The 19,652-nt window shown below is 30.4% G+C and carries 12 protein-coding genes; all 12 read left to right on the plus strand.

Features of this window, described 5'->3' with window-relative positions:
- The first annotated feature begins 7 nt into the window (after positions 1–7).
- The 12 genes from Q0662_RS00980 (at position 8) to Q0662_RS01035 (ending at position 19,649) form a co-directional block, all read left to right on the plus strand.
- The gene (locus Q0662_RS00980) at positions 8–1,960 is read left to right on the plus strand and encodes a sulfatase (RefSeq protein ID WP_298946158.1); all 1,953 of its coding nucleotides are present in this window, start codon (positions 8–10) and stop codon (positions 1,958–1,960) included.
- Positions 1,961–2,002: 42 nt separating this feature from the next.
- On the plus strand, positions 2,003–3,898 hold the full coding sequence (locus Q0662_RS00985) for a sulfatase (RefSeq protein WP_298946161.1): 1,896 nt from the start codon (positions 2,003–2,005) through the stop codon (positions 3,896–3,898).
- 28 nt (positions 3,899–3,926) lie between these two features.
- On the plus strand, positions 3,927–5,405 hold the full coding sequence (locus Q0662_RS00990) for an arylsulfatase (protein WP_298946163.1): 1,479 nt from the start codon (positions 3,927–3,929) through the stop codon (positions 5,403–5,405).
- A gap of 13 nt (positions 5,406–5,418) precedes the next feature.
- A complete protein-coding gene (locus Q0662_RS00995; RefSeq protein ID WP_298946164.1) occupies positions 5,419–7,272 on the plus strand; it encodes an alpha-L-fucosidase in 1,854 nt (617 codons plus the stop codon).
- Between the two features lie 7 nt (positions 7,273–7,279).
- On the plus strand, positions 7,280–8,887 hold the full coding sequence (locus tag Q0662_RS01000) for an arylsulfatase (protein ID WP_298946165.1): 1,608 nt from the start codon (positions 7,280–7,282) through the stop codon (positions 8,885–8,887).
- Between the two features lie 7 nt (positions 8,888–8,894).
- The gene (locus Q0662_RS01005; protein ID WP_298946167.1) at positions 8,895–10,328 is read left to right on the plus strand and encodes a sulfatase-like hydrolase/transferase; all 1,434 of its coding nucleotides are present in this window, start codon (positions 8,895–8,897) and stop codon (positions 10,326–10,328) included.
- 48 nt (positions 10,329–10,376) lie between these two features.
- Positions 10,377–11,468 carry an alpha/beta hydrolase gene (locus tag Q0662_RS01010; RefSeq protein ID WP_298946350.1) on the plus strand — a complete coding sequence of 364 codons (1,092 nt, stop codon included), beginning with the start codon at positions 10,377–10,379 and terminating at the stop codon, positions 11,466–11,468.
- A 146-nt stretch (positions 11,469–11,614) separates the two neighbouring features.
- Entirely contained in the window at positions 11,615–13,159 is a 1,545-nt protein-coding gene (locus tag Q0662_RS01015) for an arylsulfatase (protein ID WP_298946169.1), read from the plus strand.
- A gap of 38 nt (positions 13,160–13,197) precedes the next feature.
- Entirely contained in the window at positions 13,198–15,576 is a 2,379-nt protein-coding gene (locus tag Q0662_RS01020; RefSeq protein WP_298946171.1) for a glycoside hydrolase family 95-like protein, read from the plus strand.
- A 7-nt stretch (positions 15,577–15,583) separates the two neighbouring features.
- Positions 15,584–17,119 carry a sulfatase-like hydrolase/transferase gene (locus tag Q0662_RS01025; RefSeq protein WP_298946175.1) on the plus strand — a complete coding sequence of 512 codons (1,536 nt, stop codon included), beginning with the start codon at positions 15,584–15,586 and terminating at the stop codon, positions 17,117–17,119.
- 4 nt (positions 17,120–17,123) lie between these two features.
- Positions 17,124–17,954 carry a histidine phosphatase family protein gene (locus tag Q0662_RS01030; RefSeq protein ID WP_298946177.1) on the plus strand — a complete coding sequence of 277 codons (831 nt, stop codon included), beginning with the start codon at positions 17,124–17,126 and terminating at the stop codon, positions 17,952–17,954.
- A gap of 234 nt (positions 17,955–18,188) precedes the next feature.
- Entirely contained in the window at positions 18,189–19,649 is a 1,461-nt protein-coding gene (locus Q0662_RS01035; protein ID WP_298946179.1) for a T9SS type A sorting domain-containing protein, read from the plus strand.
- Positions 19,650–19,652 lie beyond the last annotated feature (3 nt).

A 19,652-nucleotide genomic window follows, 5' to 3' on the forward strand; every position in this document is an offset into this window, starting at 1 on the left:
AAATACAATGAAATATATTTTAAACAAACCTGCACTCGTTTTATTACTGTTCGTTTTTTCTTTAAACTTTAAAGCTCAAGAAAAAAAAGATTTAATAAAGCCTAATGTTATTATTTTTTATGTTGATGATTTAGGTTGGCAGGATACAGAAATAAATAATTTAGATGACCCAAGTCCTTGGGAAACACCTAACATAGCAAAACTTGCAAAAGATGCTGTGAATTTCACAAATGGATATTCTCCTGCACCTACTTGTGCACCATCTAGATGTGCTATGTTAACAGGATTACACCCAACTAAAACTGGAGTAACACATGTTGCAGGAGGAATTTTACCTAAAGCTTCTGGTCGTTCAACTTATATTCATCCTTTTTTTCCAGAAGGATTAGAACCTGAACATTTTACCATGGCAGAGGCCTTAAAAATGAATGGATATAAAACAGGTCATGTTGGAAAATGGCACGTAGGTCACCTTGAAGCACAGAAGTCAATAAATCAAGGATTTGATTTTGCGTTTGAATCAAGAGGAGCACATCAAGGACCAAAAAAGCCTGATAATCGTTTAACAGCATTTGCAACTCATAATGAAAACGACAAATATCGTTTGAGCGATGAAAAGTATGCTCCTTTTACTAAAGAATCTCCTCAAGGAATTTCGTACCCAAAAGATGAGGTTACTGAAAAGGCTTTGAAATTTATCAAGGATAGTAAAGAAGAACCTTTCTTTTTATATTTAGCTCATTGGTTAGTTCACGCTCCAATTCATACTAAAAATAAAGAATTATTACAATATTACAGTGATAAGTTAGGTATCGATTTTCCAACAAAAAACATTCCTATTAAAACTGGTGGACAAACAAATCCTTTTTACGGATCTATGGTAACTACTTTAGATTGGAGTTTAGGACGTGTAGTAGATTTACTAAAGAAAACAGATGACCCAAGAAATCCTGGTAAAAAACTATATGAAACTACTTATATTATTTTTTCTTCTGATAATGGAGCTGTTGAAAAAGCAAACGGAGATATAGTTACAGATAACTTTCCTTTAGATCAAGGTAAAAAATATGCTCAAGAAGGTGGTATTAGAGTTCCTTTATTAATTTCAGGACCAAGTATTACTAAAGGAAAAACATACGATGGTTTAGTAAATCAATTAGATTTTTTTCCAACAATTTTAGACCTAACAGGTAGTAAAGTACCAACTAAATATAGTTCAGATTTTGACGGATTAAATATTACAGGAGTATTACAAAATAATGAGAAAGACATCAAAAATGATAATGGAGAAATAAGAGAAGAATTATGGTGGCATTTTCCTCACAATCAAGATAGCCAAATGCAATCTGCCATTAGAAGTGGAGATTATAAATTGTATAAAAACCACATTAAAGGTAATTATGAATTATATCGATTGTATAAAAATGGAGAAAGAGCTGATTTAGAAGAAAAGCACGATATCGCAAAAAAATCACCAGAAATAGTTAAAGATTTAGCTACAAAATTAGAGAAATACTTAAAAGATTACGATGCCAAATTTCCATATAAAGATCCTTCAAAAACTAAAGGTGAAGCAGAAAATGTAGCTACTATTCCTAAAGTAATGTCTGATTCTTTTAATAAAGAAAATAGACAATTTACGGTAAAATTAGAGAAAGGAAAATCTAAAGTTATTGAGGCGTACGCACTTGTGAGTTTTCAAAATTTAAATAGTGTTAGTAAAAATGGTAAGAAAAGAAAGATAAAAGCACCTTATGTTAGTGTAGCTGTTGATGTAAATAAAAATAACTTAGAGTATACATTAACAGTCCCTAAAGGCGCTACAGAATGTGCTATTGTTTTTATAGATGAAAATAGGTTTATGGTAAAAAGTAAATTTCATCAATTGGCAGAAAATAAATCAACTACCAAAAAGAAAAATAAGAAGAACAGGAAAAAGAAAAGAACCAAGAAAAATTAAAAAAAAAGCCTAATAATTTCATCAACATAAAAAATATTTAATATGCATCATAAAAAAAGTATTCTAGGTTTATTACTGATGACACTATTTATTTCTAATGATATAAATAGTCAAAACAGTAATAATTTAATAAAACCTAATATCATCATTTTTTATGCTGATGATTTAGGTTGGCAAGACGTAGAACTAAACGATTTAGACGAGCCCTGTAGTTGGGATACACCAAACATTAAAAAATTAGCAGAAGACGCTATCAATTTTACAAATGCATATTCTGCAGCGCCCACATGCGCACCATCTAGAAGCTCTCTTTTAACTGGGTTACATCCTGCTAAAACAACGGTAACACAAGTTGCTGGAGGAACTATTCCAAAGTCTAGTAAAAGATCAAAGTATATTAGCCCTTTTTTTCCAGAGGGATTAAGTCCTGATCATTTTACGATTGCAGAAGCTTTAAAAATGAATGGTTATAAAACAGGACATGTAGGTAAATGGCATGCTGGACATTTAAAAATACAGAGTCCATCAAATCAAGGTTTTGATTTTTCTAATGAATCAAGAGGAGCGCATCAAGGTCCAAAAGGTAAGAATAACAGGACGAATTTTTTTGCAACACATAACAAGAATGATAAATACCGTTTAAGTGAAGAAAAATACTTCCCTTTTACAAAAGAGTCACCTAATGGAATTTCATACCCAACAGATGAGGTGACAGAAGACGCACTACAATTTATCCAAGATAATAAAGAAGAACCTTTCTTTTTATATTTAGCGCACTGGATGGTTCATTATCCAATTCACTCTAAAAATCGCGAATTATTACAATACTATTGTGATAAATTTGGAATGGAGTTTCCAAAAGAAGATGTTCCAATTACTAAAGGAGGACAAAACAACCCCTATTTTGGAGCCATGGTTACTACTTTAGATTGGAGTTTAGGTCGTGTAGTTGATTTATTAAAAAAAACAGACGATCCTAGAAACCCAGGTAAAAAGTTATATGAGACAACTTATATCTTTTTCTCTTCCGATAATGGTGGCGCAGAAAAAAGAAAAGATGAAATAATGTCTGACAATGCACCTTTAGACAAAGGTAAAAAGTATACAGAAGAAGGTGGTATTAGAGTACCAATGCTTGTAGCAGGTCCAAATATTCCAAAAGAAAAAACTAAAGAGTTGTTAATAAATCAATTAGATTTTTTCCCAACCATTTTAAGTCTTACAGACAGTAAAATACCTACCAAATATAGTTCAGATTTAGATGGATTAAATATTTCTAACGTATTGTTTACTAATGAAAATGCTGTTAAAAATAGTAAGGGAACCTCTAGAGAAGATTTATGGTGGCATTATCCATATAGTGTAGAGACTCAAAATCAGTCTGCTATAAGATCTGGTGATTATAAACTATATAAAAAGTTTGAAACAGATAGTTATGTATTGCACCGTTTGTATAAAAATGGAAAACGACACGATTTAGAAGAAAAATATGATATAGCAGAGCAAGAACCAGAGGTGGTTAAAGAATTGTCTGAAAAACTAGAGAAATACATCAAAGATTACGATGCTGAATTGCCTTATAAAGATCCTTCAAAATTTAAAGATGAAACCGAAAATATAGCTGCGCTTCCAAACATTATTGTAGATGTTTTTGATTCCAAATCTCGTAAAGTTTCTATTCAATTAGAAAAAGGAAAATCTGAGGTAGTACGAGGTTATGTACTTATTAAAATAGGAGATCCGGTAAAATCCAGTAAAAATGGGAAGAAAGTAAAACAAAAGAAACATTCAACAACCTATATAAAAATACCTATAGATTCTAGTAAAAACAAGTTAGAATATACTGTAACGCTTCCTAAAGAAGCTAGAGAATATATTTTTATTGCCATAGATGAAAATAGATTCATTGTAAAAGGAGAATTGCATAAAGTTAAATAATTAAACGTTGAAAATAAAAACTGGAATCATGAAAAACGTAGTTACTTACAGTTGCTTGTGCTTCCTGTTTTTTTTTAAAATTAATTATGGTCAAGAGAATACTAATACTTTAAAAAATAGCAAACCAAACATCATCTTTGTAATGACAGATGATCAAGGTATGGGAGATTTTTCTTGTATGGGAAATGAGGTTGTGAAAACACCAAACATTGATGCTTTTTATGACAAATCAACACGTTTTACAGAATATCATGTAAGTCCTACTTGTGCTCCAACAAGAGCTGCATTGATGAGTGGAGCTCACGAATTTAGATCTGGCGTAACGCATACGATTTTGGAACGTGAAAGAATGGCATTGGATATTTATACACTTCCTCAAGCTTTGCAATCAGCAGGTTATAAAACAGGCCTTTTTGGGAAATGGCATTTAGGAGATGCTGATGAATATCTACCAAAAAACAGAGGTTTTAATGAAGTTTTGATGCATGGTTCTGGAGGTATAGGTCAAGTTAGATTGGGTGATTTTCCACCAAATGCAGAAAATGTATATTTTGATAATGTGTTACTTCACAATAAAACCATTGTAAAAACCAAAGGCTTTTGTACAGATGTTTTTTTTGATGCTGCATTGGCATGGACCAAAGAAAAAATAGATAATAAAGAACCTTATTTTACCTATATTTCATTAAATGCACCTCATGCACCTTTAGTTGCGCCTGAATCTTATAAAAAACGTTTTTTAGATTTGGGTTATAATGAAGGAACTGCTGGTAGATATGGAATGATTGAAAACATTGATGACAATTTTGGACGGTTGACAAAAAAACTTAATGAATGGAATGCTTTAGATAATACGCTAATTATTTTTACTACGGATAATGGCGCAACACATTTAAGAGGAACTTTAAATGGAAAAAAAGTAAAACATTTTAATGCAAATCTAAAAGGAGGAAAAAATTCACCAAATGAAGGTGGAAATCATGTACCTCTTTTCTTTTATTGGAAGGGTGTTTTAACTGAAGGAAAAAATATTAATCAACTTACAGCTCATATCGATTTATACAAAACCTTCACAGAATTAGCAGGCTCAAAACTGCCAAAAAACATGCAAACTTTAGAAGGTAGATCTTTACTTCCTTTTTTAGAAAATAAGTATGAGAATTGGAAAGATCGTTTGTTGTTTACACATTGTGGACGATGGAAATCAGGACAAGTTGAAAATGCAAAATACACTAAAATGACGATTAGAAGTAAACAATGCCGTTTTGTGAATAATACAGAATTGTATGATGTAATGAACGATCCTGGTGAACGTAGAAATGTTGCTTCAGAAAATCCAGAAGTAATCTCAAAATTTGAACAACCTTATAACGAATGGTGGTCTTCTTCTATTCCATTTATGATAAATGAAAATAGAAAGAGAATAAAACATCAACCATTACACATAAAATATTATAAGCAATTAAAGGAGCAAGGAGTTCTAGAATGGGAACCTCAAATTGATTAAAAGATCATCCAAAATGAAATTAAGAATAAATACTATTGTATTTGCAGTTTTTCTAATTTTAGTATCCTGTAAAATAAATGTGTATACCTCTTCTTTAAAAAAAGAAAAATTCAACCAAACAAATAATTGGATTGTATTAGAAAAAACGGTTTCAGAAAAAGAAGGAAATACATTTTCTTGGAGTTTTAAGGTAAAACAACCTACAGAATATGTTTTGCAAATAGTTTCAAATCAGGCTTACTTTAGGGATAAAACTACTGTGAAAATAAAAATTGGAGAACAAGAATTTGAAAAAACATTATTAAAAAGCTATGTTATTAATTCTAACCAAATAGTTTCAGAGATCAAAAACAAAATTCAATTTAAAAACATCGGAAATCAGACGATTTCAATATCTACAAAAGGAAACTTTACTAGTTTAAGAATTATTCCTCATTATAAAAAACCAATTGGTACTGGTAATTTTCACCAAGAATGGTTGAAAATGCATCAATCTATTGAGAAACAAAAAGCATTACAACATTTTAAAGAATCAAAACTAGGAATGTTTATTCATTGGGGATTATACTCACAAGCTGGAGGAATGTGGAAAGAAACTCGCATCAATAAATCTCCTTTTAGCGGTCCCAAAGTAGCAGAATGGTTAATGTTTGCTTTCAGAATTTCTAGAAAAGAATATAGTGAGTTAGCCAAAACTTTTAATCCAGATAAATCATTTGCTCAGAATATAGCAAAATTGGCTAAAGATGTAGGAATGAAATACGTAGTACTTACTTCAAAACACCATGATGGCTTTTCTTTATTTAATTCTGCAGTTTCTGATTACAATATGGTAGATGCAACTCCTTACAAAGCAGATGTTGTTAAAGAATTGTATGATGCCTGTTTAAAAGAAGGATTAGATTTTGGTGTTTATTATTCTCATGGTAATGATTGGATGGATGGATCCGATGGTAACTATAATAACATTAAAAAAGAGAATGATTCTTTAGGAATTTACACACACCCTATAGGTAAAAACCTATGGGATCCAAGTCCAAATACTCACGAAGAATATTTGGAAAGAAAAGCATATCCTCAAATTAAAGAGTTGTTGACTTTGTTTCCAAAACTTAATTTAATTTGGTTTGATGGAACTGGTTTTATTACTGAAAAACAAGCGTTTGAATTTTATAAGCAGGTTTATAATATAAATCCCAATGTATTAGTTAATAGAAGAGTTGGTTATGCTTTTGGAGATTATTTAGATGCTGGTGATAATAAAATTCCTTCTGCATCAGAAAAATTAGATAAATATTGGGAAACCTGTGGAACTACAAATAATTCTTGGGGATATAAATCGTATGATGAAGACTGGAAAAATCCGAAAGAATTGTTGTATTATTTTGTGGACATTTTATCCAAAGGCGGAAATTATTTATTAAATATTGGTCCTGATGGAGAAGGGCAAGTACCTGAAACAAGCGCAAAAAACTTGCGTGAAATGGGAAAATGGATCCATCAAAATTCAGATGCAGTTTATGGAACTTCACGTTGGAAAATCCCAAATGAAGGTCAAGAAGAAACACTCTTAGGTGGCACAGGTCATAGAGCTACTAAAGGTTTTAAAAGAAATTTTACGTCAAAAGATTTTTGGTTTACTGCAAAAGGGAATAAAGTATATGTTATTTCTTTGACAAATACTAAAGGTGAAATACTGATAAAATCTTTAAAAAAAGGTGATGAAACTATTGAGGAAGTAAAATTATTAAGAAGCAACAAAATTTTGAATTGGCAACAAGATAAAAATGGATTAAAAACAACGATAATTGGACTACCAAAAAATGCACTTGGTTATGTTGTAGAAGTTACTTTAAAAAACAATTAAAAAGATTATGAAAACTAAAACAAATCAGGTTTTTAAAATAAAATTTCTGCTGTTAGCGGTTCTATTAATTAATACAAATTGTGCTAGTAGCCAAACATCAAAAAAAACTAAAAATAAAAGACCAAACATTATCTACATTTTGGCTGATGATTTAGGAATTGGTGATTTAAGTATCTATAATGAAAACAGCAAAATACATACTCCAAATTTGGATAAAATGGGTAAAGAAGGTATGATGTTTACAGATGCACATACATCATCTTCTGTATGCACACCAACAAGATATGGAATTTTAACAGGAAGATACAATTGGAGAACGCCTTTAAAAGAATTTGTTACTTGGGGAAACTCGCCAAGTTTAATTCAGAAAAACAGATTAACAGTTGCCCAACTTCTAAAGGATAATGGATATAAAACTGCAAATATTGGTAAATGGCATTTGGGTTTAAATTGGACCATGAAAAACAATAGCCAAGAGTTTGATCATTTTTCAGGAAAAACAGATAGACTTAATTTTAAAAATATTGATTACAGTAAACCTTTAAAATTTGGACCTAAAAACATGGGTTTTGATTATTCTTATATAATTTCAGCATCTTTAAATATGCCACCTTTTGTTTATATCGAAAATGATAAAGCAACAATGGTTCCAACAGGAATTTCATCACAAACTAAAAAACAATCGCCATTTGCAACTTGGATAAGAGGTGAAATTGCTGATGATTTTAAACACGATGAAGTACTACCAAACGTTGTAAATAAATCTATTTCATTTATTAAAGAAAATGCCAATAAAGAAGAACCTTTTTTCATGTACATTCCATTGCCTTCTCCTCATAATCCTGTTCTACCAATTGCTCCATGGAAAGGTAAAAGTGAAATTGGCAGCCCTTATGCAGATTTTGTAATTATGATTGATGATTTAATGGGAACTATTTTTAAAACATTAAAAGAAAAAGGAATAGATGAAAATACATTAGTCATTTTTACAAGCGATAATGGTTTTGCTACCACAAATGATTTAAAAACTTTAAGAAAGAAAAAACACAGTCCAAGCTATATTTATAGTGGTTATAAAGGAAGTTTTTTAGAAGGAGGTCATAGAGTTCCTTTTTTGGTAAAATGGCCAGAAAAAATAAAGCCAAACTCGGTTTCGGATGCAATTATATGTACCACAGATTTTATGGCAACTTGTGCAGATATTATCAATTATAATTTTAAAGATAATGAAGCTGAAGATAGTTTTAGCATGTTGCCTTTATTAACCAATGAAGGAAATTATTTAAGAGACGTGACTATTCATCATGATAAATATGGTGTTTTTGCTATCAGAAAAGGAGATTGGAAATTAATTGTATCCCCTAATTCTGGAATTATGGCATCTGGAAAAACAAAAAAGCATAAAAATGTTTATTCTAAAGAAATTCTATATAATTTAAAAACAGATATTAAAGAGAAAAAAAATATTGCTAATAAATTTCCAGAGATCGTAAAAGAATTAAAAAAAATATTACTAAAACAGATAAATGATGGCAGAAGTACATCTGGTGAAGTTCAAAAAAACGATGCTATAATAGGAGAATGGCCACAGGCAGATTTTGCTTTTAAAAAATAATTTTAGAATGAAAAACCTATTAAATCCTGTTTTACTATTAATATGTTTAAGTATTAATTCTCAAACTCAAAAGCCAAATATTTTATTCATTTTTTCAGACGACCAATCATTTGAAACTATTGGTGCAAATGGGCAAACAATTGTCGAAACTCCTAATTTAGATACCTTAACAAAAAGCGGCACAACGTTTACGCATACTTATAATCAAGGTTCTTGGGCAGGTGCAGTTTGTGTAGCAAGCAGATCTATGTTAATTAGTGGAACAAGTTTATGGCAGGCCAGAAATACTATAAAAGAAATTAAAAGAAAAAAGAAACATTCTTGGCCAGAAATGATGAAAGAAGCTGGCTATACAACATACATGTCTGGGAAATGGCACGTTCCAATTTCTGTAAAATCAGTTTTTGACACTTCAAAAAATGTGAGAGCAGGAATGCCTAAAAGCATAAAAAAAGCATATAACAGACCTATTGAAGGAGAAAACCCAGATACGGCTTGGTATTCTTGGGATAAAGCAAATGGTGGTTTTTGGCAAGGAGGAAAACATTGGAGCAAAGTCTTAGCAGATGATGGTATCGAATTTATTGAAAAAGCTAAAAATGATGAAAATCCATTTTTTATGTATTTGGCTTTTAATGCTCCTCATGATCCAAGACAAGCACCTAAAGAGTATATTGATAAATATCCAATAGATAGCATTAAACTTCCTCAAAATTATCAAGATTTATATCCAGATATGGGTCAGAATGGAATCCCAATAATTAGAGATGAAAAGTTAGCTCCTTTCCCTAGAACACCTTATGCAATTAAAGTGCATAGACAAGAATATTATGCTAGTATCACTTATATGGATGTTCAAATTGGTCGAATTTTAGATGCTCTTGAAAAATCAGGAAAAGCAAATAACACATACATTATTTTTACATCAGATCATGGATTGGCAGTTGGACATCATGGTTTGGTTGGTAAACAAAATATGTATGAACATTCTATGCGTGCTCCTTTTATTATTTCTGGACCAAATATAAAAGCTGATAAAAAAATAGATACTCCTATTTATCTGCAAGATGCTATGGCTACTTCATTAGAATTAGCATCTATTGAAAAACCAGCTTATGTATCGTTCAATAGTATTTTACCATTGCTCAAAAATAATAAGAAAAGTAATTATAAATCTATTTATGGTGCATATATGGGTACACAAAGAATGCTAATTAAAGACAATTGGAAGTTAATTGTATATCCAAAGATTAAAAAGAAAAAACTTTTTAACCTTTTAGAAGATGAGTATGAAATGAATGATTTAGGAAACAATCCAAAATACAGTGACAAAGTAAGTGAAATGACAAATTTATTAGAAGCTGAAATGGATAAAAACAATGATCCAATGACCTCTTTGAAAGCTGCGGATTATACTGTTTCTAAAAAAGTAAAACATTAATAATATAGGATGAAATTAATGCTAAAAACTAAACTATTAATATTGTTTGTGACATTCCCTTTTATTAAAGGGTTTTCGCAAACAGATGATCAGTCAAATAGAACTTATCGTGAATATTACATCAAAAAAGAATGGAAAAAGTTAGATACCAATAAGGATAGGAAATTCACTAAAAATGAAAATACCAGAAGATGGAAAGGATTAAAAAGATTTGATCATAATAAAGATAATGCAATTAGTGAAGAAGAGTTTCGTAAAATTAGAATCACTTATATTAATCAAGGTGGAGAAAGGAAGTTAAATGTCTTATACAAAAAGACAAAAGAAGAAAATTTATATCTTGATATTTATTATACTAAAAACATAAAAAAAGAACAAAAGTTACCCGTAATTATTTACACTCACGGTGGTGGTTGGGCAGCAGGAAGCAAACATGGTGCTGCTAATGCTTCTTTTAAAATTGTTCATGAAGCACTTTTAAACAAAGGTTTTTGTGTTGTATCTGTAGGTTATAGACTTTGGAGTAAAGAAGGAACGACATTTATACGTGACTGTGTTATTGATAGTAAAGATGCAATGCGTTATTTGTCTAAAAACAATAAGGAATTAGGACTTGATATAAATCGATTCTTTTCTTTTGGAGATTCTGCTGGTGGTCAAATATCTCAAATGTTGTTATTAAGTGCTCCAGAAACGTTAAAAGGAGATCCAACATTAGCAAAATACAGTTATAATATGGTAGCAGGTGTATCTTGGTATGGACCTTGTGATTTTGAAAAAATTAACTTATTTAATCATAATGACGATCCACATTTTAAAGATAGATTTGGTCCAAGAATTATAAATTCTGACACAACAAAAGAAGATAAATTAGCTTTGTATAGAGAAATGAGTCCTATTAATTATTTACTTAAAAATAGTTCGCCTTTATTAATGATACAAGGAAATAAAGATACAATTATACCAGTTAAGCACGCCTATTATATGGCAGAAAAAGCAAAAGCAGTTGACGCACCTGTAACAACATTAATCATTAAAAACGCAGGCCATAATTGGCGAAAAGTTGGAGCATATATCTCACCAACACGTGAAGTAATTATTCAAAAAACAATAGATTATTTTGTAGCTCATTTAAAATAAGGACTACATATTCAATAATATAATTGATAAGAGCAAGTAAAAAAAAGAATAGAGATAATCTAGTTTTAAGTTTAGATTTAAATTTGTGATTATACATATATCTATTGATTAAACAGATGTTCACACAAGCAGATAAAAAATTATTTATGAATAAATCAAAAAAAAATACATTAAAATTATTTTTAATAACACTATGTTTTTTTAGTTGGTTTTCAAATGCCCAAAAAAAATCAGAAAAACCAAATATTGTTTTCATTATTTGTGACGATTTAGGCTATGGAGATGTACAAAGTTTAGCTCCAGAAACCAGCAAAATTAAAACACCTCATATAGATCAACTATCTCAAGAAGGAATGGTTTTTACAGATGCACACTCTGGATCTTCTGTTTGTACTCCAACACGTTATGGAATTATGACAGGACGTTATAGTTGGCGTTCAAAATTGCAAAGTGGAGTGGTACAAGGTTTTGCACCGAATTTAATTACTGAAAATCGTCCTACAATTGGAAATTTCCTTAAAAATCAAGGTTACAATACAGCTCTGATTGGAAAATGGCATTTGAATTTTCAATATTTAGATCCAATTTCAAAAATAGCAATTTCAAAAAAATCAAAAAAACATTTACCTCCTATTGGATCTACCATTCCAGATGGACCTATTCATAGAGGATTTGATTATTATCATGGTTTTCATCACGCAAAAGATATGAAAGCTGTAATTGAAAATGAGAAAGTTATAACTTATGATGATGAAATTAATATGTTGCCTCGTTTAACAACTAAATCTGTAGAATATATTAACCAACAAGCCAAAAATAAAGATGGAAAACCATTTTTCTTATATGTTCCTTTAGGTTCACCACATACACCAATTTTACCATCAAAAGAATGGCAAGGTAAAAGTGGTCTTGGAGATTATGCAGATTTTGTAATGCAAACAGATGCAACAGTTGGTGCTATAACTAAAGCACTTAAAGATAATGGATTGTTAGAAAATACATTGGTGATTTTCACAAGTGATAATGGTACTTCTAAAGCTGCTGACATTGAAGGACTTGCTGAAAAAGGTCATATTGTAAGTGCAGGATATCGTGGTTCTAAATCAGATTTATGGGATGGTGGACATCGTGTTCCATTTATTGCAAAATGGCCAAATAAGATAAAACCAAACTCAACAAGTAAAGAGATCATTTGTTTAACAGATATGTTTGCTACTTTTTCAGAAATTACAAATACAAATATGCCTAGTGAAAGTGGAGAAGATAGCGTAAGTTTTTTAGCAGCATTAAAAGGCAAAAAAATAAAAAGCACAAGAGCTGGAGTTATACATCATTCTATTTCTGGGCATTTTGGTTACAGATTAGGTAAATGGAAATTATTATTAGCCAAAGGTTCTGGAGGTTGGTCTTCACCAAGAGAAAAAGAAGCTGTAGATATGCCTATTGCTCAATTATATAATATTGAAAAAGATCCAGCTGAAACTACAAATTTATATGAAGAATGTCCTGAAATCGCAGCAAAACTTTTAGAACAATTAGAACTTGATATAACAACAGGAAGAAGTACAAAAGGAGAATTTTCTAAAAATGATGTTGATAAAATCATTTTATGGAAAACTAGAATTAAGAAAGCCAAAAATAAAAAATCTAAAAAAAAGAACAAGAAGAGGAAGTCAAAAAAGAACAATTAATAAAACTATAGATTTTAAACATAAAAAAACAAGTACCAATGCATCATTTAAAAGTATTCTTTCTTTTTGTTTTTATACTCATTTCAAAACCTTTTTTTTCTCAAGAAAAGGAAGTTGATTTTAAAGTTGATTATGAGTCCTTTTTATCGAAACACGATATGCTTTGGGATATTGTTCCTAACAAATGGCAAACTGCACCTTATACAGGTAATGGAAATATTGGTTTTTTATTTTATCAATCAAAAGAAGAAGAAAATAATGTGATATCTCTTCATATAGGAAGACACGATTATTATGATCATAGAGAAGCAAAAACTAAGGGTGAAGAAATGCTTTGGATTAAAAGAAGTAGATTACCTCTTGGTCATTTTAAGATAAAATCGAAAGGAAAAATAACAGGAATTGAAATGCGTTTAAGTCTGTGGAACGCACAATTAACAGGTACTGTAACTACATCTAAAGGATCTTATAAAATTAAAGGTTATACACATAGTACAAAAGATGTCATCTTTTTTGAAACAGATACAAAAGACGAAAACGTAAAAATTACTTGGCATGCAGAAGCTCCAATACCACCAGTTTATGAAGTTTTAAAAAGTGGTGGAGGTCCAAAAGGTGGCACTTGGGATAAAATGAGAGCGGTAACTTTAGAGATGGCTCCAAAACCAACTTTAAGTGAGAAAAATGGTTACAATTTTTGCTACCAACCTTTGTTTGATCACAGAGGAGAAACTACAACAGGTTGGAAAATAACTGGAAATTCTTCTGGAAAACAACAATTAATTACGAGTGTTCATCATAGTTACCCTGAGCACAATTCATTAGAAATCGTTACCAAAAATTTAGAAACAGGAGAAAAATTGATCAAAGAAAATAGTTTTATTTCCTCACATAAAAAATGGTGGCATGAGTATTATCCTTTGAGTTTTTTAACCATCAATGATGCAGAAAAAGAATCGTTCTACTGGATACAAATGTATAAATTAGGATCTGCTTCTAGAGGGAATGGCCCTATTTTAGATTTAATGGGACCTTGGTATAACAGAACGTTTTGGCCAATGGTTTGGGGAGATTTAAATGTGCAATTAATTTATTGGACACATTTAACTGCAAATAGAATGTCTATTGGAGAATCTTTACCCAATAACATTGATAAATACACTAAAAACCTAGAAGGAAACGTACCAAAACATTGGAAAAATAGTGCTGCAGTTGCTGCTTTAATGCCACAAGATTTTATTGCTTTTAATGGTGCAAAAGTGCCAGACATGTTAGCTTGGATATTAAACGATTATTGGTTGCATTGCCAATTTGCTGGTGATGATATTCGTATGCGAGATAAACTGTTTCCTATCTTAAAAAAGACAGTTAACAGTTATTTAAATTATATTAAAGATAATCCTGTTAATGCTGAAGATGGCAAAATTCATATAAAATACAGTTGGTCTCCAGAATATAAACCAGGCCGTGGCCAAGATATTAATTTTACGTTGGCTTTAATTCGCTGGAGCTGTCAAACACTTTTAGATATTGATAAAAAACATCAACTAAAGGATCCTTTAGCAAAAGAATGGAAACATTTATTAGACAATTTAGTTGATTTTCAAATTGATAAAAATGGTCTAATGGTTGGAAAAGATAGGCCTTTTGCGAATCCACATAGACATTATTCGCATTTATTAGCTTTTTACCCTTTAATGGTGATTACTCCAGAAAAAGAAGCTGATAAAAAATTGTTACGTACTTCTTTAGACCATTGGTTAGATGTTACTTTTAATAGCGGTAAAAAAATTAAAGCAATGCCAGTTACAGGATATACTGCAACTGGAGCTTCTTCTATGTATGCCAATTTAGGAGACGCAGAGAAAGCATATTATTACCTTGATTTTTTAATCAAACATAAAAACATTTCATCAACAACTATGTATTCAGAAGGAAAAATAAACCCTGTAATTGAAAGTCCTTTGTCTTTTGCAACAAGTTTACATGATATGATGCTTCAAAGTTGGGGAGAAAAAATAAATGTATTTCCTGCAAGTCCAAAAAACTGGAAAGATGTTTCTTTTCATAACTTAAGAACACAAGGAGCCTTTTTGGTAAGTGCAAAAAAAACTAATGGAACAACTGAATTTGTTTCCATAAAAAGTTTAAAAGGAAACGAATGTAACGTTCAAGTTGATTTTAAAAACCCGAAATTTTATATCAATGGAAAATGTATTACTGTAAAACAAAATTCTAATGGTTCTTACCATCTAAATTTAAAGAAAAATGAATCTGTAATAATTACTCCTAAATCTTTGAAAAAAACAGATGTAAGTATTAAAGAATTACCAAAACCTAAAGAAGAACAAAACCTTTTTGGATATGGTAGCAAAACAAAAAGATTACCTGGTCATTCATATTATAGTTCATATTAAAAAAATTATGAAAACATTTTTATTTCATCTATTTATAATTTCTTCTTTGTTTTCTTGCACTTCTGCATCACAAACTACACAAGGGCAAGAAAAGAAGCCTAATATTATTTTTATTTTTTCTGATGACCAAAGATTCAATTCTTTGAGTATGACAGGAGACTCTGTAACCGAAACACCAAACATAGATTTATTAGCTAAAGAAGGTGTGTTTTTTAACAACGCTTATATGACAAGCCCTATTTGTGGCCCTAGTAGAGCCAACATATTTACTGGTCAGTGGGAACGCAAAAATAAAATTGGTTTCACCTCTATTTCTAAGAATGTAATTTCTGAAAAAACTTATCAAAATAGCTGGTTAGCACAATTAAAACAAGCTGGATATTCAACAGCTTTTATTGGGAAACACCATACCAAAATTGGAGATAAAAAAAATACGCCATTAAATAACAATACTGATTTTGCATATTATGGAAATGGTCATTTAGGTTTTTATCCGGCAAAAAAACACCAACAGTTTGCAAATCTAAAAAACAAAACACAAGTAGAAGGATTGTTAGAGGCTACTAAAGCTTATTTAGCACAAGGTGATGATTATAAATATTTTTATGAAAATGCAGATGTATCTATAAAAAATCAACTTAAAAAAAGAGACCCAAACAAACCTTTTTCTGCTTGGATTAACTTAAATCTTCCTCACGCATCAAGTATTGGTGGTATGGGTTCTAGAGAATCAGATCCAGAATACTACAAAACTGGATATGATGATGTTAAACATAAAATTGAATTGCCACAAGGCTATCCTCAAAAAATCAGTTTGCCTGAAGATGTATATGCAACCAAAGATTTAATGAAATATTATATTACTTCTAAAAGAGGTAAATTATTAAATAAAAAACTAAAAATGATTCGTGCTGTATATGCAATTGATGTAATGGTTGGGAATTTACGTGCATTTTTAAAAGAAATTGGCGAAGACAAAAACACAATTATTGTGTTTACTTCAGATAATGGCTTGTTTTTAGGAGAACATGGCTTAGGTGGCAAAACTATTTTATATGATGAATCTGTGCATGTTCCTATGATTGTTTATTCTCCTTTTTTTAGGGATAAAACAAAAGGTAAAGTTGTAGATGAATTGGTTGTTGGTCAAGATATTCCTGCCACTATTTTAGAAATGTGTGGAGTTGCAGTTCCTAGCACATATCAAGGAGCAAGTATGCTTCCTTTAATTGAAAAGAACAATGCAAAATGGAGAGAAGAAATATTTTTAGAAAACTTATTTACAGATCAAGGTTATCCAAGACAAGAAGGTGTTAGAAGCAAGCAGTATAAATACATTCGTTCCTTTAGTAAAAAAAACGATCGAAATAAATATGTCCCAAATCAATCTAAACAAACAAACGAAACACCTATTTACGAAGAGTTATTTGATATTATAAAAGACCCAAAAGAACAAAACAACTTAGTAGGAAATAAAGACTATTTAGATGTTTTAAACGAATACAGAGAAAGGTGTAAAACCCTTGTCTCAGAACTAAATTAATTTTATGAAAAAACTATTGTTTTCATTATTAATTGGAATTGGAACATTCCTATTGATAAGTATGATTTCTAAAAATCATACTTACGACACTTCTGTAAATACCGAATTAATTGAAAGTAATAAGCAAAAGCTAAAAATTTATTACATCAAACATGCAGAAGGTGGACACAATGTTAAAAAGGAATGGGGCATTTATCCTGAAAATGAATGGCCATCTTATGTAGGAAATCACTCTGCCTTTACTCCAAAAGGAATTATGCAACAATCAAGAGTCTCTAGAAAATTAAATAGATTCCGATTTGATTATGTAGCAGTAAGTCCTGCGTGGCGATGTAAAAACACAATATTACCCTATTTAAAAGATTCAGAAAAGAAGGCAGAAATTTGGCCTGAACTTGCAGAAATCTATGCTACACATCTTATTGTTTCTCCTGATTTACCAAAACATATCTCAAATGAAAAAAATCTTGGAGCAGGAGATGCAATAACTCTACTTCCAGAAGAAGTACCTTATTTTACTTTACGTAAAGATGGTTTGAATGAATTTAAAAAAGCACGTTTTCCTAGAGATCATTCTGAAAGCCTAAAAGAAAATGCAGCATCTAAGGTAATCTTTGATAAGGTTTTAGAATTAATTGATAATCGAAGTGAATCTTTTAAAACAATACTTTTATCAAGACATGGTAGCAATGGAAAAGGGATTTTAAGATTGCTTATCAAAGATCCTTTAAATGGTTTCCCTCAAATTACAAATACAGGTATTTGGATGGTGGAACAGCAAGATGATGGAACATTTAAATTAAAAATTTACAATGATGTGCCTTTATCAAATTAAAAAAAAATGACTTACGATTTAACTTTGATAGTAATAAAAAGTGTACAAAAAATCAATTAAAATAAGTTAAGCATTTTATTTTAGACTTATGCAAGATAGTTTATGACAGTTTACAGCAATATTTTGGTAGGTTAGAGAAAGTAAATTTGAGATACAAGAATTATTTTTACATTGTCTTATAAATTGGAAATTCCTCTTTTAGGTTTATGAACCAATCCAATAACAATCTATAAAATGAATAAATATTTAACAATTTTAATAGTAGTACAATCTTTTATTCAAGTTTCAAATGCTCAATTTTCAGAGCATAAAAGTGAAATAGCTAAAAAGACACAAGAACCTCATATAGCTGAATGGTTATCTGGATCTTGGGGAGTTACGTTTCCCATTTATGGAGGAGAAAGATTAGATTCTGAAGTTAAAGGAGGTTATAATTATAGAGCAGGTGCACAACAAATAATAGACTCACTCCCTACTACTGGACATATTATTACAAATCTTTCCAATTTTGCAAAATCATATTATTTTACATTAAGAGGTAATGAAAATGTTGATATCGCTACAGAAATAGACGAAAGTTTTGTTCCAAGCTTAGAGAATGAAGCTGTCATTTTTGATGTACTACAAATGTTTCGAAATGCTGGAAAAAAAAATATTTTATATATCTCTACCAATTATTTTGATAGATTAGATGATGAAACACATGCATTATGGGTAAACTATTACACTAACAAGTTTTCGGGAGATGAATACTTAGCATATAAAGATTTAGTGCAAGGATTTATACTAAGAATGAAAGATTATGCTGATGCTTATTGGTTAGATACCACATCTGAACTATACAAAGATGGACATCTTGAAGACTTTGTTCAAATGATTAAAGATACACATCCTGGATGTGCTGTTTCAGTTACAGGAGTTGGTGCTGCATATTTCGAAAAAGATGGTGAATATATTTTAGTAGATTCTGATGGTTTAGATGACCAAGATGAGAGAGACTACAAAATAATAAAATTTGAAGCAGTAAATACGTATCAAGATTTTACAAGAGGCCATGTTACACCTTTGGGACAAGGAGCTCCTCCAAACTCTTGGGCATATGAAGAATTCACGATACCTGCAATGGTTGAAAATCCATGGTCTACATTTGAAGGGAATAAAGTATTAAAACATGCTTGGTTTCCAATGAGAGAAAAATGGCATGTTTCTTCAGCAAACTTAGTATTTGGCACAGAAGATGCATATAGATTTGCAAAGAAGATTAAAGATGCAAAGGCTGGAGTTACATTTGCAACAACCATTAATGATAATAAGAGTGGTAAAGGCTTTATGATGCCTGATGAAATGATTATAATGAAAGAAATTAACGATAGATTTCTTTCTAATCCAATTCCAAATTATGAACCTTATGTGAGACCTGAAGGCGCATATTTAGTAGGAGAAACACTAAGTACTAATTCTTTTGATTTGGAGACTAATAAGCTTGTTTTATTTCCAAATATTGTAAAGCAAAATTTTAAATTATCAAAAGAAATTTCGTCTGCAATTATTTATAACCTTAAAGGACAAATAGTTTTAGAATTTAAAAGCAATCATATTTCTTATGATGTTTCCATATTAAATGATGGAGTTTATTTTTTAAAAACATCAACAAAAAATGGCGAATATCAATCGTTTAAATTTATTAAACAATAATAG

This window comes from uncultured Polaribacter sp. (assembly GCF_947503855.1).
Classification (GTDB): Bacteria; Bacteroidota; Bacteroidia; order Flavobacteriales; family Flavobacteriaceae; genus Polaribacter.